Genomic DNA, 24,770 nt, shown 5'->3' with positions numbered 1-24,770 from the left:
GCGTGCTCAGTCCTGCTGCAGGTTGAGCTTGAAGACGTTGGCCGTGCCGGCCTTCACCTCGAAGCTGCGCGTGACCTTCTTCCCCAGGCGCGTGTTGACGGCCGTCACGGCATAGATGCCCTCGGGGACATCGATGGTGGCGAGCGGTGTCTCGCCCAGCTTCTTGCCATCGAGATACACGACGGCATAGGGGCGGATCCGGAACTCCACCGAGCCGAGCGCACCCTTCACCACGCGTGACGCGGGCTTCTTCCGCTCCGCGCTCGGGGCCTGGGCGCCACCGGCGGGCGCGGCCGTGAAGCTGAGCATGCCGCTGTCCTCATCCGTCTCGACGGCCAGCTCACCCTGCCCCCGCTTCGCCGCGAGCTGCGCCTCCAGCGCGGCTTCGCCCTGCGGGTCCTCCGCGGGGGTGGCCGTGGTTCCTTGCGCCGGAGTAGCCGTGCCCGTCTGTGTCTCGGGAGCACCCGCCACCTTCGTGCCCGTCGCGTTCTCGGCGGAGCCAGCCTCTTTCGTCGGCGTGCCCGTCACGGTCTCGGTGGAGCCGGCCACTTTCGTGCCCGTCGCCGTCTCGGCGGAGCCAGCCACTTTCGAGGTCGTGCCCGTCGCCGTCTCGGTGGAACCGGCGGCCTTCGTGTTCGTGCCCTTCGGAGTCTCGGGCGAACCCGTCACCGTTGCAGACGTTCCCGTCGGAGCCTCGGGAGCACCCGCCACCTTCGTGGACGCGCCTGTCGGAGCCTCTGCCGGAGTTCCGCCACTGAGCAGCGCGTAGCCCCCACCCGCCACGAGCAACATCGCGCCCGCGATGGCCGCCGGCACGAGCATCTTCCGCTTCGCGTTCCTCGGCTCCGCACGGGGACGCGTCTGCGTCTCCTGCTCGAACACGGCCGGCGCCGCGGCGGGTTCTCCCGTCAGGACGGGCGGCTTGCGCGGAGACCCCGACGGCACGGTGCGCTCGGGCGTCTCCTCCCGAGCCTCCCTGCCCTCGGGCCGCGAGGGCACGGTGCGCTCGGGTGTCTCCACTCGAGCCTCACGGACCTCGGGCCGTGAAGACATGGGCGCGGGCGTCGGAACGATTCGCTCCTCCACCACCTGCTCGACGGCCTGGGCCACCTGGTACGCGCCCACCGGCTCGCCCACGGACAGCACGAAGCGCTCCAGGTCCCCCTGCAGCGCGCGACAGTCCGGGTAGCGGTCCTCGCGGTCCTTCCGCAGCGCTCGGGTGATGATGTCCTGGAGCGCGGCGGGGACATCCTGGCGGTAGCGGCTCACCGGCATCGGCTCGCGCGAGACGATGGCCTGCATCAATGCCAGCTCCGACGCCCCATCAATCGGCAGCTTTCCCGTGAGCAGCTCGTACAACACCACGCCGAGCGCATACACATCCACGCGCCGGTCCAACGGGTCCGCCCGCACCTGCTCGGGCGGCATGTACGCGACCTTGCCCTTCACGATGCCCGTCTGGGTGCGGTGCTTCTGTCCCGCCACCTTGGCGATGCCGAAGTCCACCACCTTCACCGCGCCCTGCCGGGACACGAGGATGTTGTCCGGGCTCACGTCCCGGTGAATCAACCCGAGCGGCTGGCCCGTCGTCGGGTCCACGAAGTCATGCGCGAAGGCCAGGCCCTCCGCCGCCTGCGCCACCACCTTCGCGCAGATGTTGGGCGCCAGGGGCTGCCCCTTCGACGCGGCCTGTCGCTGCCAGCGCCGCAGGTTGGGGCCGTCGATGAGCTCCATCGCGAGGAAGTAGCTGCCCTCCGCCTCGCCGAAGTCGAAAATCTGGACGATGTGGGGATGGTTGAGCCCCGCGACGAGCCGCGCTTCGCCGAGGAACATCTCCACGAAGGACGGGTCCTCCGCCAGGTGCGGGAGGATGCGCTTGAGCACCAGCGTCTTCTCGAAGCCCCCGGGCCCGGCCGCCTTCGCCAGGAACACCTCCGCCATGCCACCCGTCGCCAGCTTGCGGACGAGCTGATATTTCCCCACGTGCATTGCCCGGCAGGTTCCCTCACCTCTGTGTCCAAGGGAACCCCCGAGCCTGCCTTCCAGTCCGGGACGGACGGGCGAGCACCGGAAGCAAGCGCCTCCGGAGTCCCTAGTTTTCAGAGGCCAAGGTCACGAAGTGCTCGTACCCCCGATGGGGCCTCCCTGCTCGCCGGGCGAGGAAGCAGGACGGCGTGCGCTCTCGAAGCGGCTCGCCGCCCCCTTCCGCTCTGCCCACATGTGCCTAGCTTGTGGCCGATGCTGCGTGCCCTCCTTGGCCGATGGCGAAGCTCGCTGCGCCTGCTCCGGCCAGCGCACGTGGAGGCCGACCACGCGAAAATCTCCGTCACCCAGCTGGGCCACCGCTACGGCAACAAGGTCGTGGCACTCCAGGACGTGGACCTGAACGTCCGCTCCGGAGAGCTCGTCTGCCTGTTGGGTCCGTCGGGCTGCGGCAAGTCCACGCTGCTCTACGCGTTGGCGGGCCACGTGCAGCCCACGGGCGGCACGGTGTCCATTGATGGACAGCGCATCTCCGGACCCGGGCCGGACCGGCTCCTGATGTTCCAGGAGGCCGCCCTCTTCCCGTGGCTCACGGTGCGCGGAAACATCACCTTCGCCCTCGCGGCCCGAGGCGTGCCGCGCTCCGAGCGCAAGGAGCGCGCGGACCAGTACATCCGCCGCGTGCAGCTCCAGGGCTTCGAGGAGACGCTGCCGCACCAGCTCTCCGGCGGCATGAAGATGCGCGCCAGCCTGGCGAGGGCGCTCGCGGTGGACCCGACGGTGCTGCTCATGGACGAGCCCTTCGGCTCTTTGGACGCGCAGACGCGCATCCACATGCAGGAGCTGCTTCAGTCCATCTGGATGCGCACGCACAAGACGATTGTGTTCGTCACGCACGACGTGCACGAGGCGCTGATGCTGGGCACCCGCGTCGTCCTGATGGCGCCGCGTCCGGGGCGCATCGTGAGGGATTTGGAGGTCCACCTGCCCATGCCGCGTCACCCGGAGGACGCGGCGCTCACGGAGATGGTGCGCCACGTCCAGGGCCTCTTGCGGGAGGTGGAGCGCAACACCCTGCCGGAAGCCATGCCCGCGCGAGCCGCCGCACCCGCCGCGTCGAGCCCCCCTCTGCCCGCGTCGGGACTGCCCCGACCCGCGAGGTGAGCCATGAAGCGCGACGCCCCCTTGAAGAACTACGCGCAGAAGCTGGGCCTGCTGGTGCTGCTGCTGGGCCTCTGGGAGGGCCTGTCCCGCCTGGGCATCTGGTCTCCGTACCTCTTCCCTGGCCCTGTGACGGTGTCCAAGAGTCTCTGGAGCATGGCGGCCGACGGGCGACTGCTGGACGCCACGCTGCGCTCGCTGGGGAGACTGGGCCGGGCGTACCTGGTGTCGGTGGCCATCGGTGTGCCCCTGGGCCTGCTGATGGCGCGGCTGGCCTTCTTCCGCAACGCGGTGAAGCCGGTGGTGATGGGGCTGCAGGCGCTGCCGTCCATCTGCTGGCTGCCGTTGGCGCTGCTGTGGTTCGGGCTGACGGACACCTCCATCCTCTTTGTCGTGGTGATGGGCAGCGTGCTGGGCATCGCCATCGCCACCGAGGACAGCGTGCAGGGCGTGGACCCGCAGCTGTTGCGAGTGGCCAGCACGCTGGGCGTTCGCGGTCTGCGATTCCAGTTCGGCGTGCTGCTGCCGGCGGCGCTGCCGGGCATCGTCACGGGGCTCAAGCTGGGGTGGAGCTTCGCGTGGCGCGCGCTGCTGGCCGGAGAGCTGCTGTTCGTCTCGGGAGGATTGGGGCAGTTGCTCACGGTGGGGCGTGAGCTGATGGACGTGCCTCAAGTGATGGCGGTGATGGTGGCCATCATCCTCATCGGCATCACCGTGGACCGTGTCCTCTTCCAGACGGTGGAGGGCCGGCTGCGGCGTCGGTGGGGGCTGGAAGGCGCGATGTGAGACCGTGGGACGTGAAGCGCCCGACGCTTGTGTATCGACACCCGTTGCCAACCTGACCCGCCGTCCCTCTTCTCGGTGCCTATGCGCGCCTTTCGTTCCCTGACTGTCCTCGTGCTCGCCGGCCTCGTGGGGCTGGGGGTGGGTTGCAAGCGTGAGTCGTCCGGTGGTGCCGACGCTCCGTTGAGGCTCGGGTTCTTTCCCAACATCACGCATGCGCAGGCGCTGGTGGGCAACGGGGAGGGGACGTTCGCGGCGGAGCCCGGCGTGGGGAAGCTGGAGGTGAAGCAGTTCAACGCGGGGCCCGCGGCCATGGAGGCGCTGGTGGGCGGCTCGTTGGACGTGTCGTACGTGGGCACGGGGCCGGCCATCAACACGTACCTCAAGGCGGGGCGTGACCTGCGCATCATCGCGGGCGCGGTGAACGGCGGCGCGATGCTGGTGACTCGCACGGCGAAGTCGGCGGCGGAGCTGAAGGGGAAGAAAATCGCGACGCCCCAGTTGGGCAACACGCAGGACATCGCGCTGCGCTACTGGCTGAAGCGGCAGGGGTTGAGCACGAACCTGGATGGCGAGGGCGACGTGCAGATTGTGCCGCTGACGAACTCGGACATCCTGGTGCAGTACCTGCGCGGGGGAATCGAGGGAGCGTGGGTGCCGGAGCCGTGGGGCACGCGGATGCTGCTGGAGCCGGAGGGTGGCGGGCAGATTCTCGTGGACGAGAAGTCACTGTGGCCGGAGGGGAAGTTTCCCACCACGGTCATCGTGACGACTCGCAAGGTGTTGGAGACGCAGCGCCCGCGAATCGTGGCGTTGCTGCGCGCGCATGTGAAGCTGACGGAGCGGTGGGAGAAGGACCCGGCGAGCTTCACCGCGGCGGTGAATCAGGCGTTCGGGAAGCTGACGCAGAAGCCGCTGCAGCCGGCGATTCTGCAGGGTGCGTTCTCACGACTGGAGCCGAGCTTGGACCCGGTGCCTGGAGCGCTGAGCACCGCGGCGAAGCATGCGCAGGAGCTGGGCTTCATCCCCACCTCGGACATCAGCGGGCTGGTGGACCTGAGCGCGTTGAATGAGGCGCGCGGGGGCGGGGCGAAGAACTGAGCAGGGCGGCCCGGTAACGGCCCTTCTTGGTTCACTCCGTGGTTTCAAGGCTTGCCTCGAACAGGTCGGTGGCTCTCGCGACCCAATCCGCGAGTTCCTCCCATCCTTTGGGCGGCTTCCACCACCATTCGTAGCGCAAGGTCCGTCGAAAGTTCTTCTGCTCGACCCCATAGACACCTCCGTCGGTCCCCACCATGGAACCTCCGAAGCAGAACGCCGGAAGGCGCAAGCCTTCCGCCTCTGCAAGGAGTTGCTGCCATGGCTCCTGAGGGACGTCCGCATCGGCGACTGAAAGCCGAAGCGCGGCGGCTGTATCACCCTCATGTGCACGTGCGCCTGCATGTGGGGCAGACACAGATGACGAACGCATCCAGACGACGCGTCGGACCCTGAGGAGGGTATCTTTCGGCCTCCGCTCGGTCCAAAGCAGCCACGAGCGATAGTCGGCTCGCGAACTGTAATTCCAGATACGAAGTAATGAACGGCCGGCTCGCAGGGCTGGAATCGCCGTTTCTGGATCATCCAGGACCCGACGGGCCCGTTGCTCCAGCGTTTGTGCGTCGTCATCTATTTCACGTACCATATCAATCACTGGAACAAGATGGGGGACTGATACCTGTACGCGAATTCGGCCAAGCCCCGAAGACGCTCAATCAAGAATTCGCCATCCACGTCGATGAACGACTCAAACGCGTTTCGAGGCACGAGACCCACGGATTTCGCCACGATTCGTTGCCACTCCGACGTAAAGCCGACCGCCGGGCGCGCCTTCAACTCCATGGCGATTACCGCCAATTCATCACGCAGCCTCTCGCATTCGGAAGCGGACCACTCACCGTCACCATCCGAGTGCAGGATGAGCGTGGGAAATCGAGAACCCAGCTTCCCTGCCTCGATTTCTCGAGTGACGTATTCACGCAAGGCATTGAAATCCGCATAGAGCCCGACCTCGACGTCCTCCAGTTCTTCATCACCTTCGAAGACACAAAGATAGAGGCCCACTACAGAGCCTCTCGCTTGATGGTTTTTCCGGTCACCCGAATCAGTTCCTTGAGCGAAGGATGAAATTTGCAGGACTTTGGGACCTTCAGCACGAGCTTCTTGTGAATCTCCACCGCCCTGAAAGCCAGGAGCCTGCTCTGATAGGTCGCTCGAAGCACTGACACGCTCTTGATCAGGTAGAGCTTGTCGATAGTCTCCGCGTCAGGGCGTGTTCCCCCAGGAACCTGGTGTCGTGTGTACTTGAAGGTCATGGATGATGCCCGGGCAGGGGCGGGGGATAGACGAGCACTCGAACGGACGGGACTCGCGCGAAGGACTCCTGGATGAGGGGAAAGACCTCCGCCCAGGTCAGACCACCATTTCCGCAGCCCAGGGCGGGAACGGCCAGCGATTGAATCCCCCGGCGTTGAACCTCCTCGACGAGGGACTCCAGGCCCGTGCGAATCCACTCCAGGCGCGAAGGCTGACGCCAGCTCCGCTTCGTCGGGAAGTTGATGACCCACCGTGGGCCCTTCGACGCGCCCAGGTCGAAGACATGGACGCGGCCCGTCTCGAGGCGGCCCGCCTTCGCCTCGCGTTCGTACTCCTTGAACATCGCGGGGAAGGCCCGCTTGAACTGGAGCGCGATGCCCTTGCCCATCACGCCTTCCGTGTTGACGGCGTTGATGAGCGCCTCGACGTCCGCTTGGAGGAGATTGCCTTCGACGAGTTCAATCATCGGTGCTCGTCCGGCGGGTCGTAGTGAAAGCGACACCTTTCTGTCAAACGCTTTGCCATGAGCACCCCGCGTGGAGAACGGTGGTAGCCGCCAGACTGGTACAACAGGAGCTTTCTGGTGGGATAGGTTAAGAGTACGATTCCGGCCATCGTTGAAAGATCTGCCTAAGCTTCTTCCATGGGGTGTTCATGAGGGTTCAACCCGGATGTGCCATTGCGTTCGGCGTTTTCCTGGGCTGCGCCACAAGCGCGCCCGCTCCTGACGGGGAACGCGACTTCTGGCGAGAAGGCCCCCATGTGCACGTTCGTGGGCCCTGGACCGCTATCACTCCATCTACGGATGTAGACGAGGTCATCGACCAACTCTGTCCCGCTATCATGGCGCAACCACGCGCACGCGACCGTGACTACGGCCAGGAGTACTGCGGAGCTATCTACTCGCTGAGTGATGGCAATTACTACGCGAGCATTCCTTCCCCGTTGGGGGAGCCGATTCCTGTCGGTCCCTCCAAACAGAAGAAGTGCATTCCCCCTCGCTACGTTGTCGATGCACGGGACCGCCCCGTCGTCCTCGCGGACTTCCACAGCCATCCATGGGCTCCTTCCCCCATGTCTCCAACAGACCGGATTGCCGCAACGCAGGTCTGGAGCATCCGAATCCAGTTCGACAATGCTTGCACCGTCATGAAGCTGGTCCCCCATCTGGGCAGTTCGCTGCCAGGAGAGGTCTACGTGCGGCGAGAGAAACAGTGGAATCTCGTTGGCATCATCAGACCTGCTGACAAGCGATATGGCATCGTCACAGCAGTGGACCAAGACTGAAATCGTACCGTGCGGACGACGAAGGTTTGTGACACAAGAGGCACCGCAGCCACGAGGTCTCCATGACGCGCGCGTTGATGCTCCTGCTGTTCCTCCTGCCCGCCTGCGCTCTCTTCCAACGCCCTCCGCGTCCGGTTCATGCGCCCCAGGCCGAGGCAGCGAAGGTCGAAATTCCGCTCGCTCTTCCCGAAGAGGGGCGGCAGATCATCCCCGGTGCGACGCTGAGAGCCATCCAGCTCGCGATGGAGGACTACCTGCCCTGGGACTTCAAGCTCCCCGGAGCGGCGACCCCTCTTCAGCAGTGTCTCGCTCGCCGTGAGGCTTACGATGTCGTAGCCGCGCCGGGTCCTCAGGGCATCGTGTTCGTCAGCATCGTTCCCAATCCGGAGGTATGCGACGTCGGCGGTCCTCCGCTGCTGGACGTCGGCGCCACCTACTCCATCGATGTCACCGGGTGGCGCATCCTCTCCGTGCAGCGGTAGCGGGTCAGTGTCCCAGGCTGTCCACGCCCCGCAATGGGCGCATCAGCGCGGAGATGAGCCGCTCGCGTCGCACCACGAACTCGGCGGTGCCTGTCATTCCTGGACGCAGCCGCACGGGCACTCCCGCCGTGGAACGCGGCTCACCGGGGACCCTCACGTCGACGCGATAGGGTGCGGCTCCCAGCGTGTCATCCTGCCGCCGCGTCGTGTCCCCCGCGATTCGTGACAGCTCCCCCAGCAGAACGCCGAAGTCCTGGAAGGGATACGCATCCAGCTTGATGCGCACCGGCTGCCCGTCTCGCAGGAACGCGATGCCCTCCGAGGCCACCGCCGCGCGCAGGACGAGCGCGTCCTCCGACGGCACCACCAGCGCGAGCACACTCCCCGCCTGCACCACGTCCCCACGGTCGAACACCGTCAGCCCCTGCACCGTGCCCGCTCGCGGCGCCACCACCTCCAGCCTCGCCGTCTCCAACCGCGTCTCCTCCAGTTCTCCCGTGTAGCGCTCCAGCTCCACCTTCGCCGCCGACAGGGCCGCTCCATCCGAGAGCGAGGCCACCCGCGAGTCGCCCTCCAGCCCACGCTGCTCCAGCTCCAGTCGCCCCAGGCTCGCTTCCAGCTCACGCACCGAGGCCTGTGCCGCCACCACCTGCGAGCGCGCCACCTCCGCCTGCACGGAGGCGTTCTCCGCTTCCACCGAGGCGACGAACTCCTTCTCCCGAAGATGCTCCGCGTTCCGCGCATCCCGTAAGCGCGCCTCCGCCTCACGCTCCTTCGCGTGGATGAGCGCTCGCGCCGCTTCCAGTCGAGCCGCTGTCTCCAGCGCCGTCGCCTTGCGCACGCGAACCTGCATTCCGTACGACTCCGTCCGCGACGCCACCAGCGCTTCCAGCATCGTCACTCGCGAGCGCGCCTCCACCACCTGCTGCTCCAGCAACCTCACCCGCGAGCGCACCTGCGCATCGTCCAGTCGCAGCAGGACCGCTCCCTGCTCCACCTGCTGCCCTTCACGCACCGCGATTTCCAGCACCACACCGGAGCGCGGCGCCTGCACTCTCGCGGTCTCCCCCTGCGGAGCCACGACCGCCTGGGCACGCACCACCACATCCATCTCGACGAAGAACAGCGCGCCGAACCCCAGCAGCGCCAGCCCCGCGCACACCACGTACAGCCCGCGCAGCACGCGTCGCGTCCGAGGGAAGTCCAGGACCGGCAACAACTCCCGATAGGTGTCCTCAGTCACCGCCATGAGCACCCTCCGATCCATGGCGCTTCCAGTTCGGCGTCGCCTGCGCGAGCGCGCTGTACAGCTTCCCCTGCGCGGACATGAGCGACTCGTGCGTCCCCATCTGGGAAATCCGCCCCTCGTTCATCACCACGATGCGGTCCGCGTGCTGCAACGTCTGGAGTCGATGGCTGATGATGAGCGTGGTCCGCCCCCGGACGATGTCGCGCAGCCGGTCGTGAATCGCCTGCTCCGCCAACGGGTCCAGCGCCGCCGTCGCTTCGTCGAAGATGAGGATGCGCGGGTCCGTCACCAGCGCTCGCGCGATGATGACCCGCTGGCGCTGACCTCCCGACAACGTCAACCCGCGCTCCCCCACCAACGTCTGGAAGCCATACGGAAGCTCCGTGACGAAGTCATAAGCCCCAGCGAGCCGAGCCGCCCGCACCACCGCCTCCTCCGTCACCGGACGCCCACAGGCGATGTTGTCGAACACCGTCCCGGAGAAGAGCTGCGTCTCCTGCGTAACCATCCCTATCTGCCCGCGCACCGACTCCGGCGTCACGTCCCGCAGGTTGTACCCATCAATCGACACCGTCCCCTCCCCCGGGTCATGCAACCGCAACAGCAGCCGCACCAGCGTGCTCTTCCCACACCCCGACGGCCCCACCAACGCCACCACCTCACCCGGCGCGAACTCCAAATCCAGGCGCTCCAACGTGTTGGACTCGCGGCCAGTTCCATAGCGGAAGCTCACGCCCCGGAACCGGATGTGACCCTTCACCCGCGGCAGCTCCAGCACCGCCGACGCCCGCTTGTCTCCCTCCCCCGCCACGTCCTGCACCGCCCCCACCCGCTCCAGGTGCGCCTGCACCCGCTGGTAGTCCCGCCACTGCGTCGCCAGCCGCACCACCGGCCCGCTCATCTGCCGCGCGAACAGCGTCGCCGCGATGAGCGCTCCCACCGTCAGCTCCCCTCGCAACACCGCTCGCGAGCCCACCCACAACACCAACGCGCTGCCCACCAGGTCCAACGTCTGCGACACACTCGCGCCAATCGCACCGTGCATCGCCGCCTTGAAGCCGTGTTGCAGCGACGGCGCCAGCAAGCGCTGCATCGTGCGCAGGAACGGCAGCTCCAGCGCGTGCGCCTTGAGCGACTCGAATCCCTTGAACGAGTCCATCAGGTGCGTCTGGTACAGGTCATGCTGTGACAGGTACGCCACCGTGTGGTTGCGCACCCAGCGGCCCACCACCGCGGACACCAACAGGTGCAGCGGCATCAACGCCAGCGCGAGCACCGCCAGCGTGGTCGAGTACATCGACAACACCGCCGCCGTGCTCAACACCAGCGCCACGTCGATGGTGATGGCGATGGCGTTGTCCACGATGAAGCCTCGAATCAGCCCCACCTCCATGAAGCGATTCAGGATGTCGCTCGTCGTGAAGCGCTGGAACAACCCCGACGCCCCGTCCAACACCCGCCGGTAGAGCGTCTCCACCACGTCCCGCTCGATGCGCGTGGATACCTCCAGCACCAGGTAGCTCCGCGCGAAGGCCAGCACCCCCGAAAGCAGCGCAGTGACAACCAGCCCCACCAACAACACGTCCAACAACTGCGCATCCGCGCGCATCAACACCCGGTCGATGACCACCTGACTTCCCAATGGGAAGGCCAGCGCCAGCACCTGCAACAACAACGACAGCCCCACCAGCTCCGCGATGACCCATCGATACGGACGCACCAACACGGAGAAGCGCGCCAGCGCGGACCGCTCCTTCTGTTTCGGAGGAAGCGCCGCCCCCGCCGTCGACATCCGGTCCGACGGCTTGAGCAACAGCAGCACCCCTCGCCAGGAGCGCAGGAACTCCTCCCGGGGAATGAAACGCGTGGAGAACGACGGGTCGCCCACCACGACACCCTTGCGAGTGACTCGCCACACCACGACGAAGTGGTGCCGGTCCTGGAGGTGCGCGATGGCCGGCAGGTCCACCGAGCCCAACAGCTCCCAGTCCGCCTGGATGCCCGTGGTGATGAACCCGAGTTGCTCCCCGGTGCGCGACAAATCCAACAGGCTGGTGCCATACCGGCTCACACCCGCGAGCTTCATCAACGACGGGTAGTCCAGCTCGTGCCCGTAGTACCGCGCCACCATCCGCAGGCACGCGGCCCCACAGTCCATGTGCTCCTGCTGCCGATAGAACGGCACCGGCTTCCACGGCGACGCGGAAGAAGGCCGCTCCGGCAGCTCCATCGAGCTCTCTTCTTCCGGAGGTGCCTCGGGAGGCGCACTCACGTCCGTGAGGACCACGTGCGGCCAGCGATTGAACTGCGCACTGCTCCTCGCCACACGCCGCCCCAGGGCACGGCGCACTCCCGGGAAGCGCAGCAGCACCTCGGCCGTGGCACCTCTCGGAGCGGACAGCAGCGTGCTCGTCTCCAGCGCCGTCGCCGCCGCGAAGACCGGCGCGTCCAGGAGCAGCGCATCCAGCGCGAAGTCCTCACCCGGTCCCAGTGCCCGCTCGCCATAGCGCACCGAGCCCTGTCTCAACACCCACCACTCCGCCGCCGTCGCCCCCGCGGGCATCAGCACCGTGCCCTCCGGCACCGTGCCCTCCCGGAAGCACGCCGCGAGTCGCAGCACCCCTTCCGGCTCCACGTCGTCCACGAACAAGTCGAGCAGCGCTCGGCGCAACGCCGGACACAGCAGCGCCGTCAGCCCACCCGTCTCATCCAGCGCCAGCGCCTGCCGGAAGTCCGCGCCAGACACCTCCAACACGCGCACCGCGCCACCCGCCACGACGTCGAAGCCGTGCGTTGCTCCGTCGCCACGCGCATGGGCGCCATACAACTCGCCCGCCGCTGCGTGCGTCACCCGGAGGAAGGCCCCGTGGCTGGCCCCCAGGTGCCCCATCACCAGCATGCCTTCCAGCACCAGGCACACCGTGTCGCAGGGCTGCCCTCGAGTCGCGACGAGTTCCTGAGGCACGTACTCGCGCACGCGCCCTGTCTTCACCAGGTGTCGACGCACTTCCTCCGGAAGGACGCGCAGCACGCCGGACACGCTACGCGCGTCCAGCGGAGAGACCTCGATGGAGTCGGCAAGCACACTCATGAGGAAGCGCTCGACCCTCGTGTCCCCGGGGACACGTTCCGCGAAGCGAGTACCGTCCTGTTTTGCGCTTGCACTTGAACCACCTCCTGCGACGGACTCGATGACACTGCTGTTCGAGGCCTGAGCTGTCTCAGTCCTCCACGGAGAAGACCGTGGGCCCCTGCTCCGGTCCGTAGAAGTCGAGCAGCTCGCGGTGGTACGCCATCGTCAGCCTGCAGAAGGTGATGAGCCGGCGGCGGATGCGCGCCTGGTCCGCCGCGGTGAGCGGGCCCGCGTCCGCGAAGGGCTCGCGACCAAATTGGTCGTGGTCGTCGCTGCAATCGCCGATGTCGTGGTCCCGGAAGGGTCCGAACGCCTCCACCGGCAACACCCCGTGCTCGGTGAAGCGCTCCCAGAACTTCCCCACCGTGGCCAACGCCGTCGGGTCACCCTCGCCCACGCCGATGCAGGCCGAGTACGACAGCGGATCCGCCATCCCCAACCAACGCAGGTGATTGATGAGCGCCTGCATCGAGATGAGCGGCGACGCGTGCTCCAGGTCCGCCTCCGTCAGCCCCGCCGCCAGCAACCCGCGCTTCAGCCACGCGTGGTGCCAGTACTCGAAGGACAGGTGCTCGCTCAGGATGGTCTTCAGTCGCTCCGTCGGCTGCGACGCCACCGCCGCGCTCTGGTGCGACGAGGCCGCCGCAGCGAAGTGGTAGTTCTCCAGCAGGTAGCCCACCGCCAGCCGACGCGACACCGGTCCCGTCCAGAACCGACGCAGCATCGACGACGGGCCCCAGCGCTGCTGCGCGATTCCCGCCAGTGAGCGCAGGTGCTCGTAATACGTCAGCGCATCCACCTCCAACCCGCTCGTCTGCACCAGCACCGCGCGGTGATACAGGTCCTGCGCCACCGACGACACCAGCGCCAGGTCCAGCCGCGTCTCCTTCGCGATGTCCGCCAGCGTCCGCTTGCCGTCGAGCAGGTGAATCACCCGCCACGCCTGCTCGGCGCTCTCGCTGTCGATGGTCATCACCTCCCAGGGCTCGCCCTCCGCCGCGCCGAGCACCAGCTCGCGTCGCGCCAGTCCGTCCGGCCTCACCCAGTTCGCCAGCGCGAGCCGCGTCGCGGGCAACAGCGGTCCCGGCTCACGGGTGGAGGGATGCCAGGCACGTCCGATGATGGGAAGGTGTCCGTTGTTTTCACTCATGGGTTTCACCGCCTGCGGATGGGTTGCGTGTGGAAGTCGGGGCGACGAGCGAGACGAGCTCCTGCTCGGCGAAGGCACTCAGCGTTTCGCGGGCGACGGACCGGGCCAGCTCCAGCGCCCAGCCCCGCTCGCGGTGCAGCGCCTCCGCCACCTCGGCCACCGTCCTCACGCCGTCACAGGCGCGCCAGACGGCGTCGGTGCCTTCGTCCAAATCGAAGTAGTAGTTGTCGAGGATGAGGTGCACCTGCCCCTCCGCTCGACGGCGCCGCACCCGCAGATGCGTGATGGGAACGAGCACGTCCAGGTCCATGGCGCTCATTCCTCGATGACATCCGTGAGCTGGTTGCACAGCCGGATGCACGTCTCCAGGTAGGCCTTCAGCTCCTCGGGGCGCTCGCGCAGCCGCGCGCCGTCCGCGAACTGAAGCTCCCAGAAGCGCTTCTCGAACTTGCGCGCCTCCTCGTCCCCACCCGCGGCGAGCTGTCCCAGGATGCGCGTGCGCCACTTGCGGCGGATGTTCGTGCTCCCCCGGTAGTGGCAGAAGGCATCGCAGGTGGAGTTGAGCAACTCCCGCGCGCGCATCAGCGCCACGTCCGGCTGCTCCATCATCCCGTAGAGGTCCTCGAGCGCGTCGTCGACCTCGCGAATCTTCACCTCCAGGAGCCACCGCGACAGGCGACGGAAGTCGAAGCGCGAGCGCAGCCTGTCCAGCCGGCCGTCGTGCATCAGCGCCACTCCCGTGCGCACGCGGTGCAGGAAGACGATTTCGTCCTCCGTCATTCGCCGCTCCATCATCACGTTGTCCCGCCCGCCCTCCTTCAGGTCCAACGCGGCGAGCTTCGCGGCGAGCACCTCCACCGACGCCTCGCTCCAGTACTCGAAGTCCACCCGGCGCTTGCCGAGCATGTGCACGGAGAAGAGCGCGTCTCCGGCCTTGTGCAGGCTGGTGCCCGTCGGCTCGCCCCCTCCGACGATGAACACGTCGATGTCGGAGAAGGCATTGCCCATGCCCTCCACCAGGGAGCCGGACAGGAACACGGCGGCCTCGACCGCGGGCGTCAGCGACTCGAGCGCCAGCAGCTGGCCAAGGTCCACGCCAAGCAGGGTCATCAGTTCATCACGCGAGGGCTGAGTCATGAGGGCGGCGACACCAGAAGCGAGAAGAGGAAGGAAGGCGCGAGCCGGGTTGAGCGGCCCGCGCCTCCCCTGCATGAACCTCAACGGCTCACGCGGTCAGCCTTCACTCGAGAATCACAGCACCGGGAAGACGCGGCCCGGGCCCACGATGATGGGGCCCGTGACGATGGGACCGGGCAGGGTGGGCAGCGGCTGCGTGATGACCGGGCCGGGGATGGTGGAGATGGAACCACCGACGACGCACTTCATGGTGTCGGCGGACAGCTTGATGGCAACGCTACGGGGCTTGTTCATGGTGTTGCTCCTTGATGGGTCTTCGTTCACTGCTTGCTGCGTGCTGCACCTGGCGCGGCCACTGGAGGGCCGCTGAACTCGGGAGGGAGCGCTCACGCCACGCGGCGCGTGTCGCGACCCGGCGGCCATGCGAGGATGGCCACCTGGACTTGGGAGGTCCGTCGATGCGTGCCGCTGTGCCGACACCCCTGCTGCGCGTGGGACTCAACAAGGTCGCCCTGCTGCGCTCGTCGCGCGGCGGCGCCGTGCCGGATTTGACGGAGGCCGCGCGCACGCTCATCGAAGGCGGCTGCCGCGCGCTGATGGTCCACCAGTGGTCCGACCACCGGCACGTGAAGCCCCACGACGTCACCGCGCTCGCCGCGCTGGAGCCCGTGCGCGAGGGCCACGCCACGCTGCATGTCGGCGGAGACCTGCGCGAGGACCTCGGCGCGCTGCTGGAGCGCACCTCCGGCGTCGGCTGCTGGGTGGTGACGCCCTTCGAGGCCCAGCACCTCACCACGCAGCGCGGCTGGCGCGCCGAGGATGACCAGTCCCGGCTCGCGCACTGGGCAAGAACGCTGAGCGGACGCACGCGCCTCTCCGTGTTCGTGGACCCGGAGCCGGAGGCCGTGGACCTGGTCGCCCGCGCTGGCGTCGCCGCCGTCGAGCTGAACTGCCGCGACTATGTGGAGGGCTTCGGCACGCCCGCGCAGGAGCGCGCGCTGGAGGCACTCGCGCGAGCGGCGGACCGGGCTCGCGAGCTCGGCCTGGACGTCAATGCCGCGCATGACCTGGACAAGCGTCACCTGCCCCCACTGATTCGCGCGGTGCGCCCCACGCTCGTCTCCGTGGGCCATGCTTTCGTGGCCGCCGCCGTCATCGCGGGCCTGCGCGCGGTGTTGCCCGGCTTCCTCCACGCCGCCTCGGAGGACTGACGCGCTGTTCGCGGCGCGCGTCATGAAGCGGCCTCGGAGGGCTGAGCGCTTTCTCGTAGCGCGCGTCATGGCCTCGCCTCCGCGCTCCGCGTGCCGTGACGCTCCAGCGCCTCCGCCAGCAGCCGCACGCCCGTGGCATGCAGCACCAGGGCGATGTCCTCCGTGCGCGGATTCACCGGCGCCAGTTGGAACGGCGCGTTGGCCAGGAGCAGCAACGGCGTGACGAAGTCCCACCGCACGCGCCAGTCGGTGTCACCTCGAGCCAGCGCCCGCGCGGGCAGCTCCTCGCCCAGCCATGCATCCAGCGCGGCGAACCGCTCCAGCGCGGGCCGCGCCCACAAGGCCCACTCCCAGGACAGGCCGTCGATGCCTTCGGTCACCCGAGCCGCGCCCGCGCGCACCAAATCGTAGAGGCCGCTCGTGCAGGTGCGCAGCTTGGCCAGGTCCTCCAGGTAGTCGCTGTCCGCATCCCCCGTGACAGTCGAACCCCGCGGGTCCAACAGCAGGAAGCGACCCGTGGCCGGCTCCAAGAGGACGTTGTCGAACTTGAAGTCGCCGTGGAACCGGCCCACCCGAGGCGGGTTCAGGCGCGCGAGCAGCTCCGGGTCCCGCTCCAGCGCGCGCACCAGCTCGGCCGCGCTCCGGTGAAGCCGGCCGTTGATTTCCAGGCTCCCCGCCGCGCACAGCCGGTCGAAGCGCGCCGACAGGCCCCGGCCCGCGCTGGCCCTTCTCCAGAACTTGTCCACATAGCTGGCGTGGAAGAAGCCCTCGGGCGCGGGACGGTGGTGGTCCGCATAGAGCACGTCGAAGGCGAAGGAGACGATGCTCCGCGTACCCCCCACGGCCTCGCCCACCGTCAGCGTGCCGTCCACCAGCACGCGCGACAGCTCAGGCCACGGACAGAAGTCCATGTCGTACTCGGCCCAGTCCGCGCCGGTGCGCACCTCCAGCACCCGAGGAAAGCGCTCCGCCGCGCGCGGAGGCAGCGCCTTCAGCCACGCCACTTCTCGCAACAGCTTGTCTCGCCCATGAGTGGCCCGCTTGGTGACGCGGCTCCCCGACACGCGCACGTCGCGCATCACTCCGCGCCAGTCACCCTCGGCTCGCGCGGTGCTCATACGCCCGCCTCCCGCTGATGCCGGAGGACATCCAGTCCCTCCGAGAGGGAGAAGGGCGCCTTCAGGCCCAACGCCGACAGCCTCGTGGACTCCAGCCGGTTGTCCCGGGGACGCACCGCGAGCGACGACTCCTTGCGCGTGCGCACCAGCGACACGTCCAGGTTGAAGGCATGGGCCAGCCGCCGCGCCCACGAGTACTTCGTGGTGGCCTCACCTCCACTGAAGTGCAGCACGCCCCGCACTCCGCCCCCGGCCAGCCGCGACAGCAGGCCCGCCACCTCGTCCACCAGCACCGGGTAGCGCACCTGCTCGCCATCCACGTACACGGGCTGTCCCGTGGCCAGCTGCTCCAGCGTGGACGTGACGAAGGTCGCCTTCTCGTCCGGCCCCGTGAGGCCGTAGAGCAGCGGCACGCGCAGCACCAACGCGTCCTCCAACGTCAGCGCCAGCAACTCCCCCTCGCGCTTGGTGACGCCGTAGTGCTGAAGCGGCCGCGGCTCGTCCGTCTCCACGTACGTGCGCGCGGGCGCGCCGTCGAAGACATGGTCGGTGGACACGTAGAGCAGCCGCGTGCGCGTGCGTCGGCACGCCTCCACCACGTTGCCCGTGCCTCCCACGTTGATGTTCGTCGCGGCGGACCGGTGACGCTCGCAGTCGTCCAGATTGCAGCGCGCCGCCGCGTGGATGCACACGTCGAAGCGGCCCTCCGCGAACGCGGTGTCCACGGCACGCGCATCGGTGATGTCCAGGCGCATCAGCCCCTGGCGCGGCGTCGCGCTCCAGGTGCCCTGGGCCTGGACTCCCTCCATCCGCAGCGCGCGCATCACCCTGCGCCCCAGAAATCCGCTGGCCCCCGTGACGATGACCTTCATGGCTCGGTCCCCCGTGTCCCCATCGCCGCTACAGCAGCGACACAGACTCGCCCCCGCTCGTGCCCAGTCCCACTCCCAGCAGCGCCAGCCGGTCCGCGCCCGCGCGAGGCCCCGGGACTCCGCACTTCACCGCCGCCACCTGCGTCGCGAAGCGCAGCGCCTCGCCGAAGCCGTGCCCCGCCTGCACCGCCGCGATGTAGCCCGCGTGGAACGCATCCCCCGCGCCCGTGGTGTCCACCACCTCGCAGCGCTCCGCTGGGACTCGGTGGTGCTCGCCCTGCGCCGTCCACCCCTCGCAGCCCTCTGCGCCCAGCGTGCCCACCACCACGCGCAGCCCTCCGGCCAGCAGCGTCCGCGCGGCGGCGGACAGCTCGCGCTCCCCCGTCAACTCGCGCAGCACCTTGCCCGGCGCCACCAGGCTGGTGAGGTACGGCAACAGCGGCCGTGCCTCCTCGGCCACCTCCGCGTCCGCCAGCACCGGCAGCCCCAGGGCGCGCGCGCGCTTCGCCAGCGCCAGTGAGAAGGCGGGCTCGTGCCCGTCCAGGTACACCAGGCCGCACTGCTCCAGCGGCGCGGCCTCGGCCGGAATGCCATCCATGCGCAGCCGCGCGTCCTTGTGCATGACGAGCGAGCGAGTGCCGTGCGTGGTGTCCACGACGATGGCCGCCGAGTGCTGCGGACAGTCCGCCACCGTGAGGCTTCCCTCCACCACCACGCCGGACTCCACCAGCGAGCCTCGCGCCAGCCGTCCGAAGTCCCCACCGCCGAAGACGCCGAAGTAGCGCGTGCGCACGCCCAGCGAGCCCAGCATCGCCGCGACATTGGCCCCCTGCCCGCCTCCGAAGAAGCGCAGCCCGTCCGCCTGCACCTTGCCGTCCGTCACCAGCGCCTCGCGCGTGGAGAAGACGATGTCCACCGTGTTGTTTCCGATGACGAGCACTTCCATGGCGCCCTCCCGTGCCTGCATGGCCTCCCCCTTCCCGCTGCTCCGCCTGCCGCCCGCCGCGCTCACTAGAGAGCCACCGCCGGCCGCACCTGCGCCGGGGCCTCCGCATGCAGTCGACGCAGCACGTCCGTGGCGATGCGCTCGGCCACCTGCTCCGGCCGCAGCTCGCTGGTGTCCACCACCGTCCAGCGCTCCTCCGCGGGCAGCAGCGACACGAGGAACTCGTCGTAGGCCTGGTGTCGCTCCGGGTTGTCGCGCAGGTACGTGTCCCGCACCGACTTGGAGGGACGCAGCAGCGCGCGCTCCCGCTTCGCCTTCGGCGTGGACGTCAGGTAGTAGTTGAACGCGAACGGCAGGTGCTCATCCCAGATGAGCTGGCTGGGCAGCCCCGCGACGTCCGGATGGAAGAAGCGGTTGCGCCCCACCTGGCTGAGCCAATGTCTGTCCTGGACGAGGAAGCCCGACGGCAACCCTCGATGACAGCGCGCCAGGTCCAACAGGATGTTCGCCGAGTAGAACCAGTCAATCTGGAGCAGGTCCGGCGTGCGCTTCGCCTCGGCCAGGAAGTGGTCGAGGATGGGCATGTCGAACACGTAGCAATGGCCCAGCCGCGCCGGCAGCCCCGCCGCCGTCAGGCGCGCGCCCAACAGCTTGCACACCGTCGTCTTGCCCGCGTAGTCCGTGCCTTCAATCAGCAGTCCATGAATCATCGTGAGTGCCTCGCTCGGACTTCAGGGTTGGAGGACGACCTTCAGCGCGGCCGCGGGAGCGCCCTGACGTCGGGCCCCCACGTCGCAGCCCACCAGCGCCAGTCCCTCGCGGAACGACGCCAGCGGCAGCCGGTGCGAAACGAGCCGGCGCGCGGGCACCACGCCCGAGCTGATGAGGTGCAGCGCGGTGGCGAAGCTGCTGTCCAGCGAGTCGATGGAGCCCTGCACGGACAAGCTGCGGTCCGCGATGGCCCCCACGTCCAGCGCCACCTCGTGACGCTTGAGTCCCACCAGCAACAGCTGCCCGCCGCGCGACAGCTTCGTCAGCGCCTCACCGGCCAGCCGCCCCGTGGTGTCCACCACCACGTCCAGCGGCGTCGCCTCCGAGGCGTGGCGCGCGCAGACCTCGTCCAGGGACTCGGCCACCGTCCAGCGCCGGTCCACGACTTCGCGACACAGCTCCCGCCGCGCGGCGGAGCGCTCCACCAGCGTCCCCGTCAACCCCAGGCCCGCCAGCACCCACGCGTACAACACCCCCATGGGCCCACCGCCGAGCACCACCGTACGCAGCGAGGGACGCAGCCGGAGCTGGTTCGCGCCCGTGACGGCGCAGCTCAGGGGCTCGGTGAGGCTCGCCTCCTCGAAGTTCACATGCGCGGGCAGCGTGTAGAGGAAGCGCTCCGTCGTCTTGTGCAGCGGCGCCATGGTGCCGTCGGCGCTGACGCCCGTCTCCGTCTCGCCCTTGCGCTGACAGTGGTTCTGCCGCCCGGTGCGGCACAGCCGGCACTGGCCACAGAAGAAGGTCGGGTCGATGACGACGCGGTCCCCCACCTGGACGTGCCGCACGGCGGGTCCCACGGCGACGACTTCGCCCGAGGACTCGTGGCCCAGCACCACTCCGGGCTTCGCCGCGTACTCACCGCCGATGATGCCCAGGTCCGTGCCGCAGATGCCGGTGGCGCGAACGCGCACCAGCACCTCGTCGTGCACGGGCGCGGACGGCTCGGCGCGCTCGCGCAGCTCCAGCTCCCAGGCTGTCGTGTACACCACTGCCCTCATGTGCTCCCCCTCGAGTCCCCGACTCAGCCCACGTCCGCGAGTGCGCGAGACAGCCGCGCGACGATTTCTTCCAGGTCGTCCTGCGTCGCGATGAGCGGAGGCCGCACCTTCACCACGTTGCCGAAGCTGTAGCGGGAGCCCCGCAGCACCAGCTGGTGCCGCTCCCCCGCGACACGGATGAGCGCCAGCGTCTTCTCCACGTCGGGCGAGCCATCCGGACGCACAATCTCCAGGCCCCACATGTATCCAAGGCCCCGCACGTCACCGATACACGGGAACTTCGTGGCGAGCTGGTTCAGCAGCTCTCCCAACACGATTCCGTTGCGTCGCACGGTGGCCAGCAGGTGGCCGGACGTCATCGCCTTCAGCGTCGCGGACGCCGCGGTGAGCGCCAGCGGGTTGCACCCCGAGGTGAAGGAGTGCTCGTGGCTCTCCATCACATCCAGCGCGCCTTCGAACAACACCGCCGCCACGGGGATGCCGATGCCGCCCAGGCCCTTGGCCAGCGTGACGATGTTGGGCTTGAAGCCGAGCGCCTCCGAGGCAAACAGGTGCCCGGTGCGCCCCATGCCCGTCTGCACCTCGTCCGCGATGAGGAGGATGCCCTTCTCCTCACACAGCTTGTTGAGCGCCTGGAAGTAACCCGGCGGAGGCACGACGTTGCCGCCGTTGCCCAGCACGGGCTCCACCAGCATGCACGCCACCGAGCCGCTGCTCGCGTACTCGACGAAGTCGCTGATGCGCTCCACGCACAGCATCCCGCAGCCGGGGTACTTCGCCTTGTAGAAGCAGCGGTAGCAGTACGGCGCCGGCACCTTCACCGAGTGCGGTGACACCGACTCCGGGAAGCCCTTGCGACGAAACGCATTGCCCGAAATCGCCGTGGTGAACTGCGTCTGTCCATGGTGCGAGAGGAAGAGGCTGAGGATGTCCGTCTTCCCCGTGGCCTTCTGCGCCACCTGCACCGCGCACTCGTTGGCGGTGGAGCCGGTGATGTCTCGCATCCACCCGGCCGTCAGGTGCGCGGGCGCATGCGCGAGCAGCTCCGAGAGCACCTGCTTCGCCTGCCCCGCCATCAGCGAGGAGCTGGCGTGCGCCATGCGCCGCAGCTGCTCCATCACCGCGTCCGTCACCTCCGGGTGGTCGTAACCCAGAGGGACGTTGAAGGTGCCGGAGGCCGCGTCGAGGAAGGCCGTGCCATCCTCGCGGATCAACCGGATGCCCCGCCCCCGCACGAACTCCCCGGACGAGCGAGCCCCCGCTGACGCGACTTCGGACGCACCCTCTCGTACATCCGGCCCCTCCCCAGAGAGGACCTTCAGGTTGAGATTGGACAAGCGTGTTCCCCCAACGGCGTGAAACGTCCCCCCTTGGACGTTTCAAATCCCCGTGCTGCTGGAGAGTGAACGGAGCTTCGAAAATTCCTTCGGTGAATCATCGGGGGTTGGCCGCGCGAAGCCATCCGGCCAGGATGTCTCGCCATGAAGATGGAGCACGTGGAGCAGACGCTGGAGCGCATCGCTCGCGAGGCGCAGGCCGCGCCGGGGGGCCTCCTGGCGTTCGACGGAGACGGCACGCTGTGGAGCGGTGACGTCGGCGACGACCTGTTCATGGCCGTGACGGGACGCGACGCCGTGCGCGACGAGGCCCGGCCCCGCATGGAGCGGGTGGCCGCCTCGCACGGCCTGGAGGTGGAGGGCAGCAACAGCACGCTGGCCCGCCGGCTGTTCACCGCCTTCCAGGCCGGCCGCATCGCCGAGCACGACATCTGCGAGATGGCGACGTGGCTGTTCGCCGGCTGGGGCGTGGAGGAGCTGCGCGCCTTCGCTCGCGGCGTGGTGGAGTCACACGGCGTGGCCGAGCGCGTCCACCCGGAGGTCCGCCGCGTGGTGGACTGGGCCCGCGAGCAGGACATCCCCTGTTACGTGGTGAGCGCCTCGCCGCTCGCCGTCGTGGAGGCCGCGGCCCGCGTGGTGGGCATCCCCTCCGAGCACGTCATCGCCAGCACCCCCCAGTCCTCGGGCGGCACGGTGCTGCCGGACGTCATCGCCCCCATCCCCTACGGCCCCGGGAAGGTGACGTGTCTGAGAGCGCGCACCGAGCGGCCCCTGTATGCCGCCTTCGGGGACAACGTGTTCGATTTGGAGCTGCTCACCGAGTCCCGGGTGCCTGTCGCGGTGCGTCCCAAGCCCCGCCTGCTGGAGCGCGCGGACCGCCTGCCCCCGCTGGTCCAATTGCACCCGGTGCCCACCCGCTGACAGCGTCGGCTGGGGAACGCGCCCGGAGAGCTTTTGGCGGCGCCCTCGGGCGCGTCCGTGCTAACTGGAGGCGCCTTCACTTTCTCGAAACAACCGCCACGGAGAGACACAGTCATGCCGCTCATCGCCCTGCGTCCCCTGCTCGACTACGCCGCCGCCAACAACTTCGGGGTCGCCGCGCTCAACGTCAACAACATGGAGCAGATCCAGGCCATCATGGAGGCCGCTCGCGCCACCCAGAGCCCGGCCATCATCCAGGCGTCGCGCGGGGCGCGGAAGTACACCAACGACTTGTTCCTGCGGAACCTGATGCAGGCCGCGGTGGAGCTCTACCCGGAGATTCCGGTGGTCATGCACCAGGACCACGGCAACTCGCCGGAGACCTGCATCAGCGCCATCCGCATGGGCTTCACCAGCGTGATGATGGACGGCTCGCTGGAGGACGACGGCAAGACGCCCTCCAGCTACGAGTACAACGTCGCCGTCACGCGCGAAGTCGTCAACGTGGCGCACCGCTTCGGCGTGTCGGTGGAAGGTGAGCTGGGCGTGCTGGGCTCGCTGGAGCACGGCATGGGCGAGAAGGAAGACGGCCACGGCGCCGAGGGCAAGCTCACCCTGGACCAGCTCCTCACGGACCCGGACCAGGCGGTGGACTTCGTCAACCGCACGGGCATCGACGCGCTCGCCGTCGCCATGGGCACCAGCCACGGCGCCTACAAGTTCTCCCGCAAGCCCAGCGGCGACGTGCTCGCCATGAGCCGCATCGAGGAGATCCACAAGAAGATTCCCAACTGCCACCTGGTGATGCACGGCTCCAGCTCCGTGCCCAAGGAGCTGTGCGACATCATCAACGCCAACGGCGGTCGCATCAAGGAGACCTACGGCGTGCCGGTGGAGGAGATTCAGCGCGGCATCCGCGCGGGTGTGCGCAAAATCAACGTCGACACCGACAACCGGCTCGCCATCACCGGCGCCATCCGCAAGGCCTTCTTCGCCAAGCCGGAGGAGTTCGACCCGCGCTACTACCTGACGCCCGCGCGCGCGGCCATGCAGGCCATCTGCGAGGAGCGCATGAAGCAGTTCGGTCAGGCGGGCCACGCGAAGAAGGTGCCGCACGTCACGCTGGAGCAGATGGCGCGCGACTACACCGCGGGCAAGTTCGGCGACAACGCGCGCCCCGACACCGTCGTCGGCGCCAAGAAGAAGTAGCGCGTCGGGTCGGAGGTTTCGGGGGAGGCCCGCCGGGTGGCGGCTCCCCCGAGTCGTTTCAGGAGGCGGCGCCAGCTCACTTCTCTCCCGCCAGCGCGGTCGCCATGTTCTGCGTCTCGTTCTCCACCTGGAAGTCGGCCACCACGCGGCGGCCCTCCTTGGGCGTCTGCTTCAGCCTGAGCGCCTCCAGGCTCAGGGGCACCACCGCTCCCTCGTCGGGCTGGACGTAGAGCACGCTGCCCTCCAGCGCCACCACGTCGCCCTCTATCACCTGGGTGCGCTTGGGGTCCGGCGTCAGCTCCACGTCGGGCCCCTGGACGATGCGGACCATGCCCTGGGTGGGCGTGACGTCGGCGCCAATCATGCCGCCCAGGTTCAGCGGAGGCACGAAGCCGGCGAGGTTGCCGGTCGTGTCCAGGTCGCGCTCCAGGCGCTGCTGCTCCAGGGTGTTCCCGTTGGGGGGCTCCGCCAGGCCGACGGTGGGGGCCAGCAGCGCGGCCAGCGCCGGGGCCACCCAGGCGATTCGCTTCCATCCGCGGGACATCATTCTTCGTGTCATGACTCGTACTCCGGCTGGGGGTCCTTGGACCCGTCTCCTTCGAAGGTAGGCCACGACGTGACGCTCACGCCTGGACCGCGCCCCGGCCACCTCCCGGAAGGACAGGCC

At 68.5% G+C, this 24,770-nt stretch carries 23 protein-coding genes; 7 read left to right on the top strand and 16 right to left on the bottom strand.

Going from position 1 to position 24,770, the window contains the following annotated elements; translation table 11 throughout:
• Positions 1-6: 6 nt before the first annotated feature.
• Positions 7-1,989 (bottom strand): serine/threonine protein kinase, encoded by a 1,983-nt coding sequence (locus LZ199_RS24045; protein ID WP_253996071.1) that lies wholly within the window; start codon positions 1,987-1,989, stop codon positions 7-9.
• Positions 1,990-2,238: 249 nt separating this feature from the next.
• Here LZ199_RS24045 and LZ199_RS24040 point away from each other — a divergent pair, with 249 nt between their 5' ends.
• The 3 genes from LZ199_RS24040 (at position 2,239) to LZ199_RS24030 (ending at position 5,028) form a co-directional block, all read left to right on the top strand.
• Positions 2,239-3,147 (top strand): ABC transporter ATP-binding protein, encoded by a 909-nt coding sequence (locus LZ199_RS24040; RefSeq protein WP_253996070.1) that lies wholly within the window; start codon positions 2,239-2,241, stop codon positions 3,145-3,147.
• Between the two features lie 21 nt (positions 3,148-3,168).
• Entirely contained in the window at positions 3,169-3,930 is a 762-nt protein-coding gene (locus tag LZ199_RS24035) for an ABC transporter permease (protein WP_253996094.1), read from the top strand.
• Positions 3,931-4,011: 81 nt separating this feature from the next.
• Positions 4,012-5,028 carry an ABC transporter substrate-binding protein gene (locus LZ199_RS24030; protein WP_253996069.1) on the top strand — a complete coding sequence of 339 codons (1,017 nt, stop codon included), beginning with the start codon at positions 4,012-4,014 and terminating at the stop codon, positions 5,026-5,028.
• A gap of 588 nt (positions 5,029-5,616) precedes the next feature.
• On the opposite strand, the gene LZ199_RS24025 is transcribed toward LZ199_RS24030, so the two are convergent.
• Together LZ199_RS24025 and LZ199_RS24020 are read right to left on the bottom strand one after the other, a co-directional pair.
• Complete coding sequence (locus LZ199_RS24025; RefSeq protein ID WP_253996068.1) at positions 5,617-6,030, bottom strand: Imm70 family immunity protein; 414 nt, start codon at positions 6,028-6,030, stop codon at positions 5,617-5,619.
• Between the two features lie 247 nt (positions 6,031-6,277).
• Positions 6,278-6,748, bottom strand: a complete 471-nt coding sequence (locus LZ199_RS24020) for a macro domain-containing protein (protein WP_253996067.1) — start codon at positions 6,746-6,748, stop codon at positions 6,278-6,280.
• Between the two features lie 883 nt (positions 6,749-7,631).
• On the opposite strand from LZ199_RS24020, the gene LZ199_RS24015 reads away from it, so the two are divergent.
• On the top strand, positions 7,632-8,051 hold the full coding sequence (locus LZ199_RS24015) for a hypothetical protein (RefSeq protein WP_253996066.1): 420 nt from the start codon (positions 7,632-7,634) through the stop codon (positions 8,049-8,051).
• A 4-nt stretch (positions 8,052-8,055) separates the two neighbouring features.
• On the opposite strand, the gene LZ199_RS46490 is transcribed toward LZ199_RS24015, so the two are convergent.
• From LZ199_RS46490 to LZ199_RS23975, 6 genes are all read right to left on the bottom strand, one after another.
• The gene (locus LZ199_RS46490) at positions 8,056-9,300 is read right to left on the bottom strand and encodes an HlyD family efflux transporter periplasmic adaptor subunit (protein WP_267145157.1); all 1,245 of its coding nucleotides are present in this window, start codon (positions 9,298-9,300) and stop codon (positions 8,056-8,058) included.
• Positions 9,287-12,391 carry an ABC transporter transmembrane domain-containing protein gene (locus tag LZ199_RS23995; protein WP_267145156.1) on the bottom strand — a complete coding sequence of 1,035 codons (3,105 nt, stop codon included), beginning with the start codon at positions 12,389-12,391 and terminating at the stop codon, positions 9,287-9,289. Before LZ199_RS23995 ends, LZ199_RS46490 begins: the two co-directional genes overlap by 14 nt.
• Positions 12,392-12,521: 130 nt before the next feature.
• A complete protein-coding gene (locus tag LZ199_RS23990) occupies positions 12,522-13,583 on the bottom strand; it encodes a hypothetical protein (RefSeq protein ID WP_253996065.1) in 1,062 nt (353 codons plus the stop codon).
• Positions 13,576-13,902 (bottom strand): PqqD family peptide modification chaperone, encoded by a 327-nt coding sequence (locus LZ199_RS23985; RefSeq protein WP_253996064.1) that lies wholly within the window; start codon positions 13,900-13,902, stop codon positions 13,576-13,578. Before LZ199_RS23985 ends, LZ199_RS23990 begins: the two co-directional genes overlap by 8 nt.
• Entirely contained in the window at positions 13,899-14,720 is an 822-nt protein-coding gene (locus tag LZ199_RS23980; protein WP_253996063.1) for a hypothetical protein, read from the bottom strand. The genes LZ199_RS23985 and LZ199_RS23980 overlap by 4 nt, the downstream gene beginning before the upstream one ends.
• A 114-nt stretch (positions 14,721-14,834) precedes the next feature.
• Positions 14,835-15,014 carry a hypothetical protein gene (locus tag LZ199_RS23975; RefSeq protein ID WP_253996062.1) on the bottom strand — a complete coding sequence of 60 codons (180 nt, stop codon included), beginning with the start codon at positions 15,012-15,014 and terminating at the stop codon, positions 14,835-14,837.
• Positions 15,015-15,178: 164 nt separating this feature from the next.
• Between LZ199_RS23975 and LZ199_RS23970 the strand changes: the two genes are divergently transcribed.
• Complete coding sequence (locus tag LZ199_RS23970; protein ID WP_253996061.1) at positions 15,179-15,931, top strand: pyridoxine 5'-phosphate synthase; 753 nt, start codon at positions 15,179-15,181, stop codon at positions 15,929-15,931.
• 65 nt (positions 15,932-15,996) lie between these two features.
• On the opposite strand, the gene LZ199_RS23965 is transcribed toward LZ199_RS23970, so the two are convergent.
• From LZ199_RS23965 to LZ199_RS23940, 6 genes are read right to left on the bottom strand one after another with little or no spacing between them, the layout of a single operon-like run.
• A complete protein-coding gene (locus LZ199_RS23965; protein ID WP_253996060.1) occupies positions 15,997-17,049 on the bottom strand; it encodes a hypothetical protein in 1,053 nt (350 codons plus the stop codon).
• Positions 17,046-17,921, bottom strand: coding sequence for an SDR family oxidoreductase (locus LZ199_RS23960; RefSeq protein WP_253996059.1), 876 nt, complete (start codon positions 17,919-17,921; stop codon positions 17,046-17,048). The genes LZ199_RS23965 and LZ199_RS23960 overlap by 4 nt, the downstream gene beginning before the upstream one ends.
• Before the next feature lie 28 nt (positions 17,922-17,949).
• Positions 17,950-18,888, bottom strand: a complete 939-nt coding sequence (locus tag LZ199_RS23955) for a carbohydrate kinase family protein (RefSeq protein ID WP_253996058.1) — start codon at positions 18,886-18,888, stop codon at positions 17,950-17,952.
• A gap of 44 nt (positions 18,889-18,932) precedes the next feature.
• The gene (locus tag LZ199_RS23950) at positions 18,933-19,577 is read right to left on the bottom strand and encodes a hypothetical protein (protein WP_253996057.1); all 645 of its coding nucleotides are present in this window, start codon (positions 19,575-19,577) and stop codon (positions 18,933-18,935) included.
• A gap of 21 nt (positions 19,578-19,598) precedes the next feature.
• Positions 19,599-20,636, bottom strand: coding sequence for a zinc-dependent alcohol dehydrogenase (locus LZ199_RS23945; protein WP_253996056.1), 1,038 nt, complete (start codon positions 20,634-20,636; stop codon positions 19,599-19,601).
• Positions 20,637-20,659: 23 nt separating this feature from the next.
• Positions 20,660-21,973 carry an aspartate aminotransferase family protein gene (locus LZ199_RS23940; RefSeq protein WP_253996055.1) on the bottom strand — a complete coding sequence of 438 codons (1,314 nt, stop codon included), beginning with the start codon at positions 21,971-21,973 and terminating at the stop codon, positions 20,660-20,662.
• A gap of 144 nt (positions 21,974-22,117) precedes the next feature.
• Between LZ199_RS23940 and LZ199_RS23935 the strand changes: the two genes are divergently transcribed.
• The gene (locus LZ199_RS23935) at positions 22,118-22,894 is read left to right on the top strand and encodes an HAD family hydrolase (protein WP_253996054.1); all 777 of its coding nucleotides are present in this window, start codon (positions 22,118-22,120) and stop codon (positions 22,892-22,894) included.
• Positions 22,895-23,008: 114 nt separating this feature from the next.
• Positions 23,009-24,103: a class II fructose-bisphosphate aldolase gene (gene fba, locus LZ199_RS23930; protein WP_253996053.1), complete on the top strand. Its 1,095-nt coding sequence runs from the start codon at positions 23,009-23,011 to the stop codon at positions 24,101-24,103.
• Between the two features lie 76 nt (positions 24,104-24,179).
• On the opposite strand, the gene LZ199_RS23925 is transcribed toward fba, so the two are convergent.
• Positions 24,180-24,650, bottom strand: a complete 471-nt coding sequence (locus tag LZ199_RS23925) for a hypothetical protein (protein WP_253996052.1) — start codon at positions 24,648-24,650, stop codon at positions 24,180-24,182.
• Positions 24,651-24,770 lie beyond the last annotated feature (120 nt).

This window comes from Myxococcus qinghaiensis (assembly GCF_024198215.1).
Classification (GTDB): Bacteria; Myxococcota; Myxococcia; order Myxococcales; family Myxococcaceae; genus Myxococcus; species Myxococcus qinghaiensis.
Note: the sequence above shows the minus strand (reverse complement) of the source record. Positions and strands in the feature narration are given on the sequence as shown.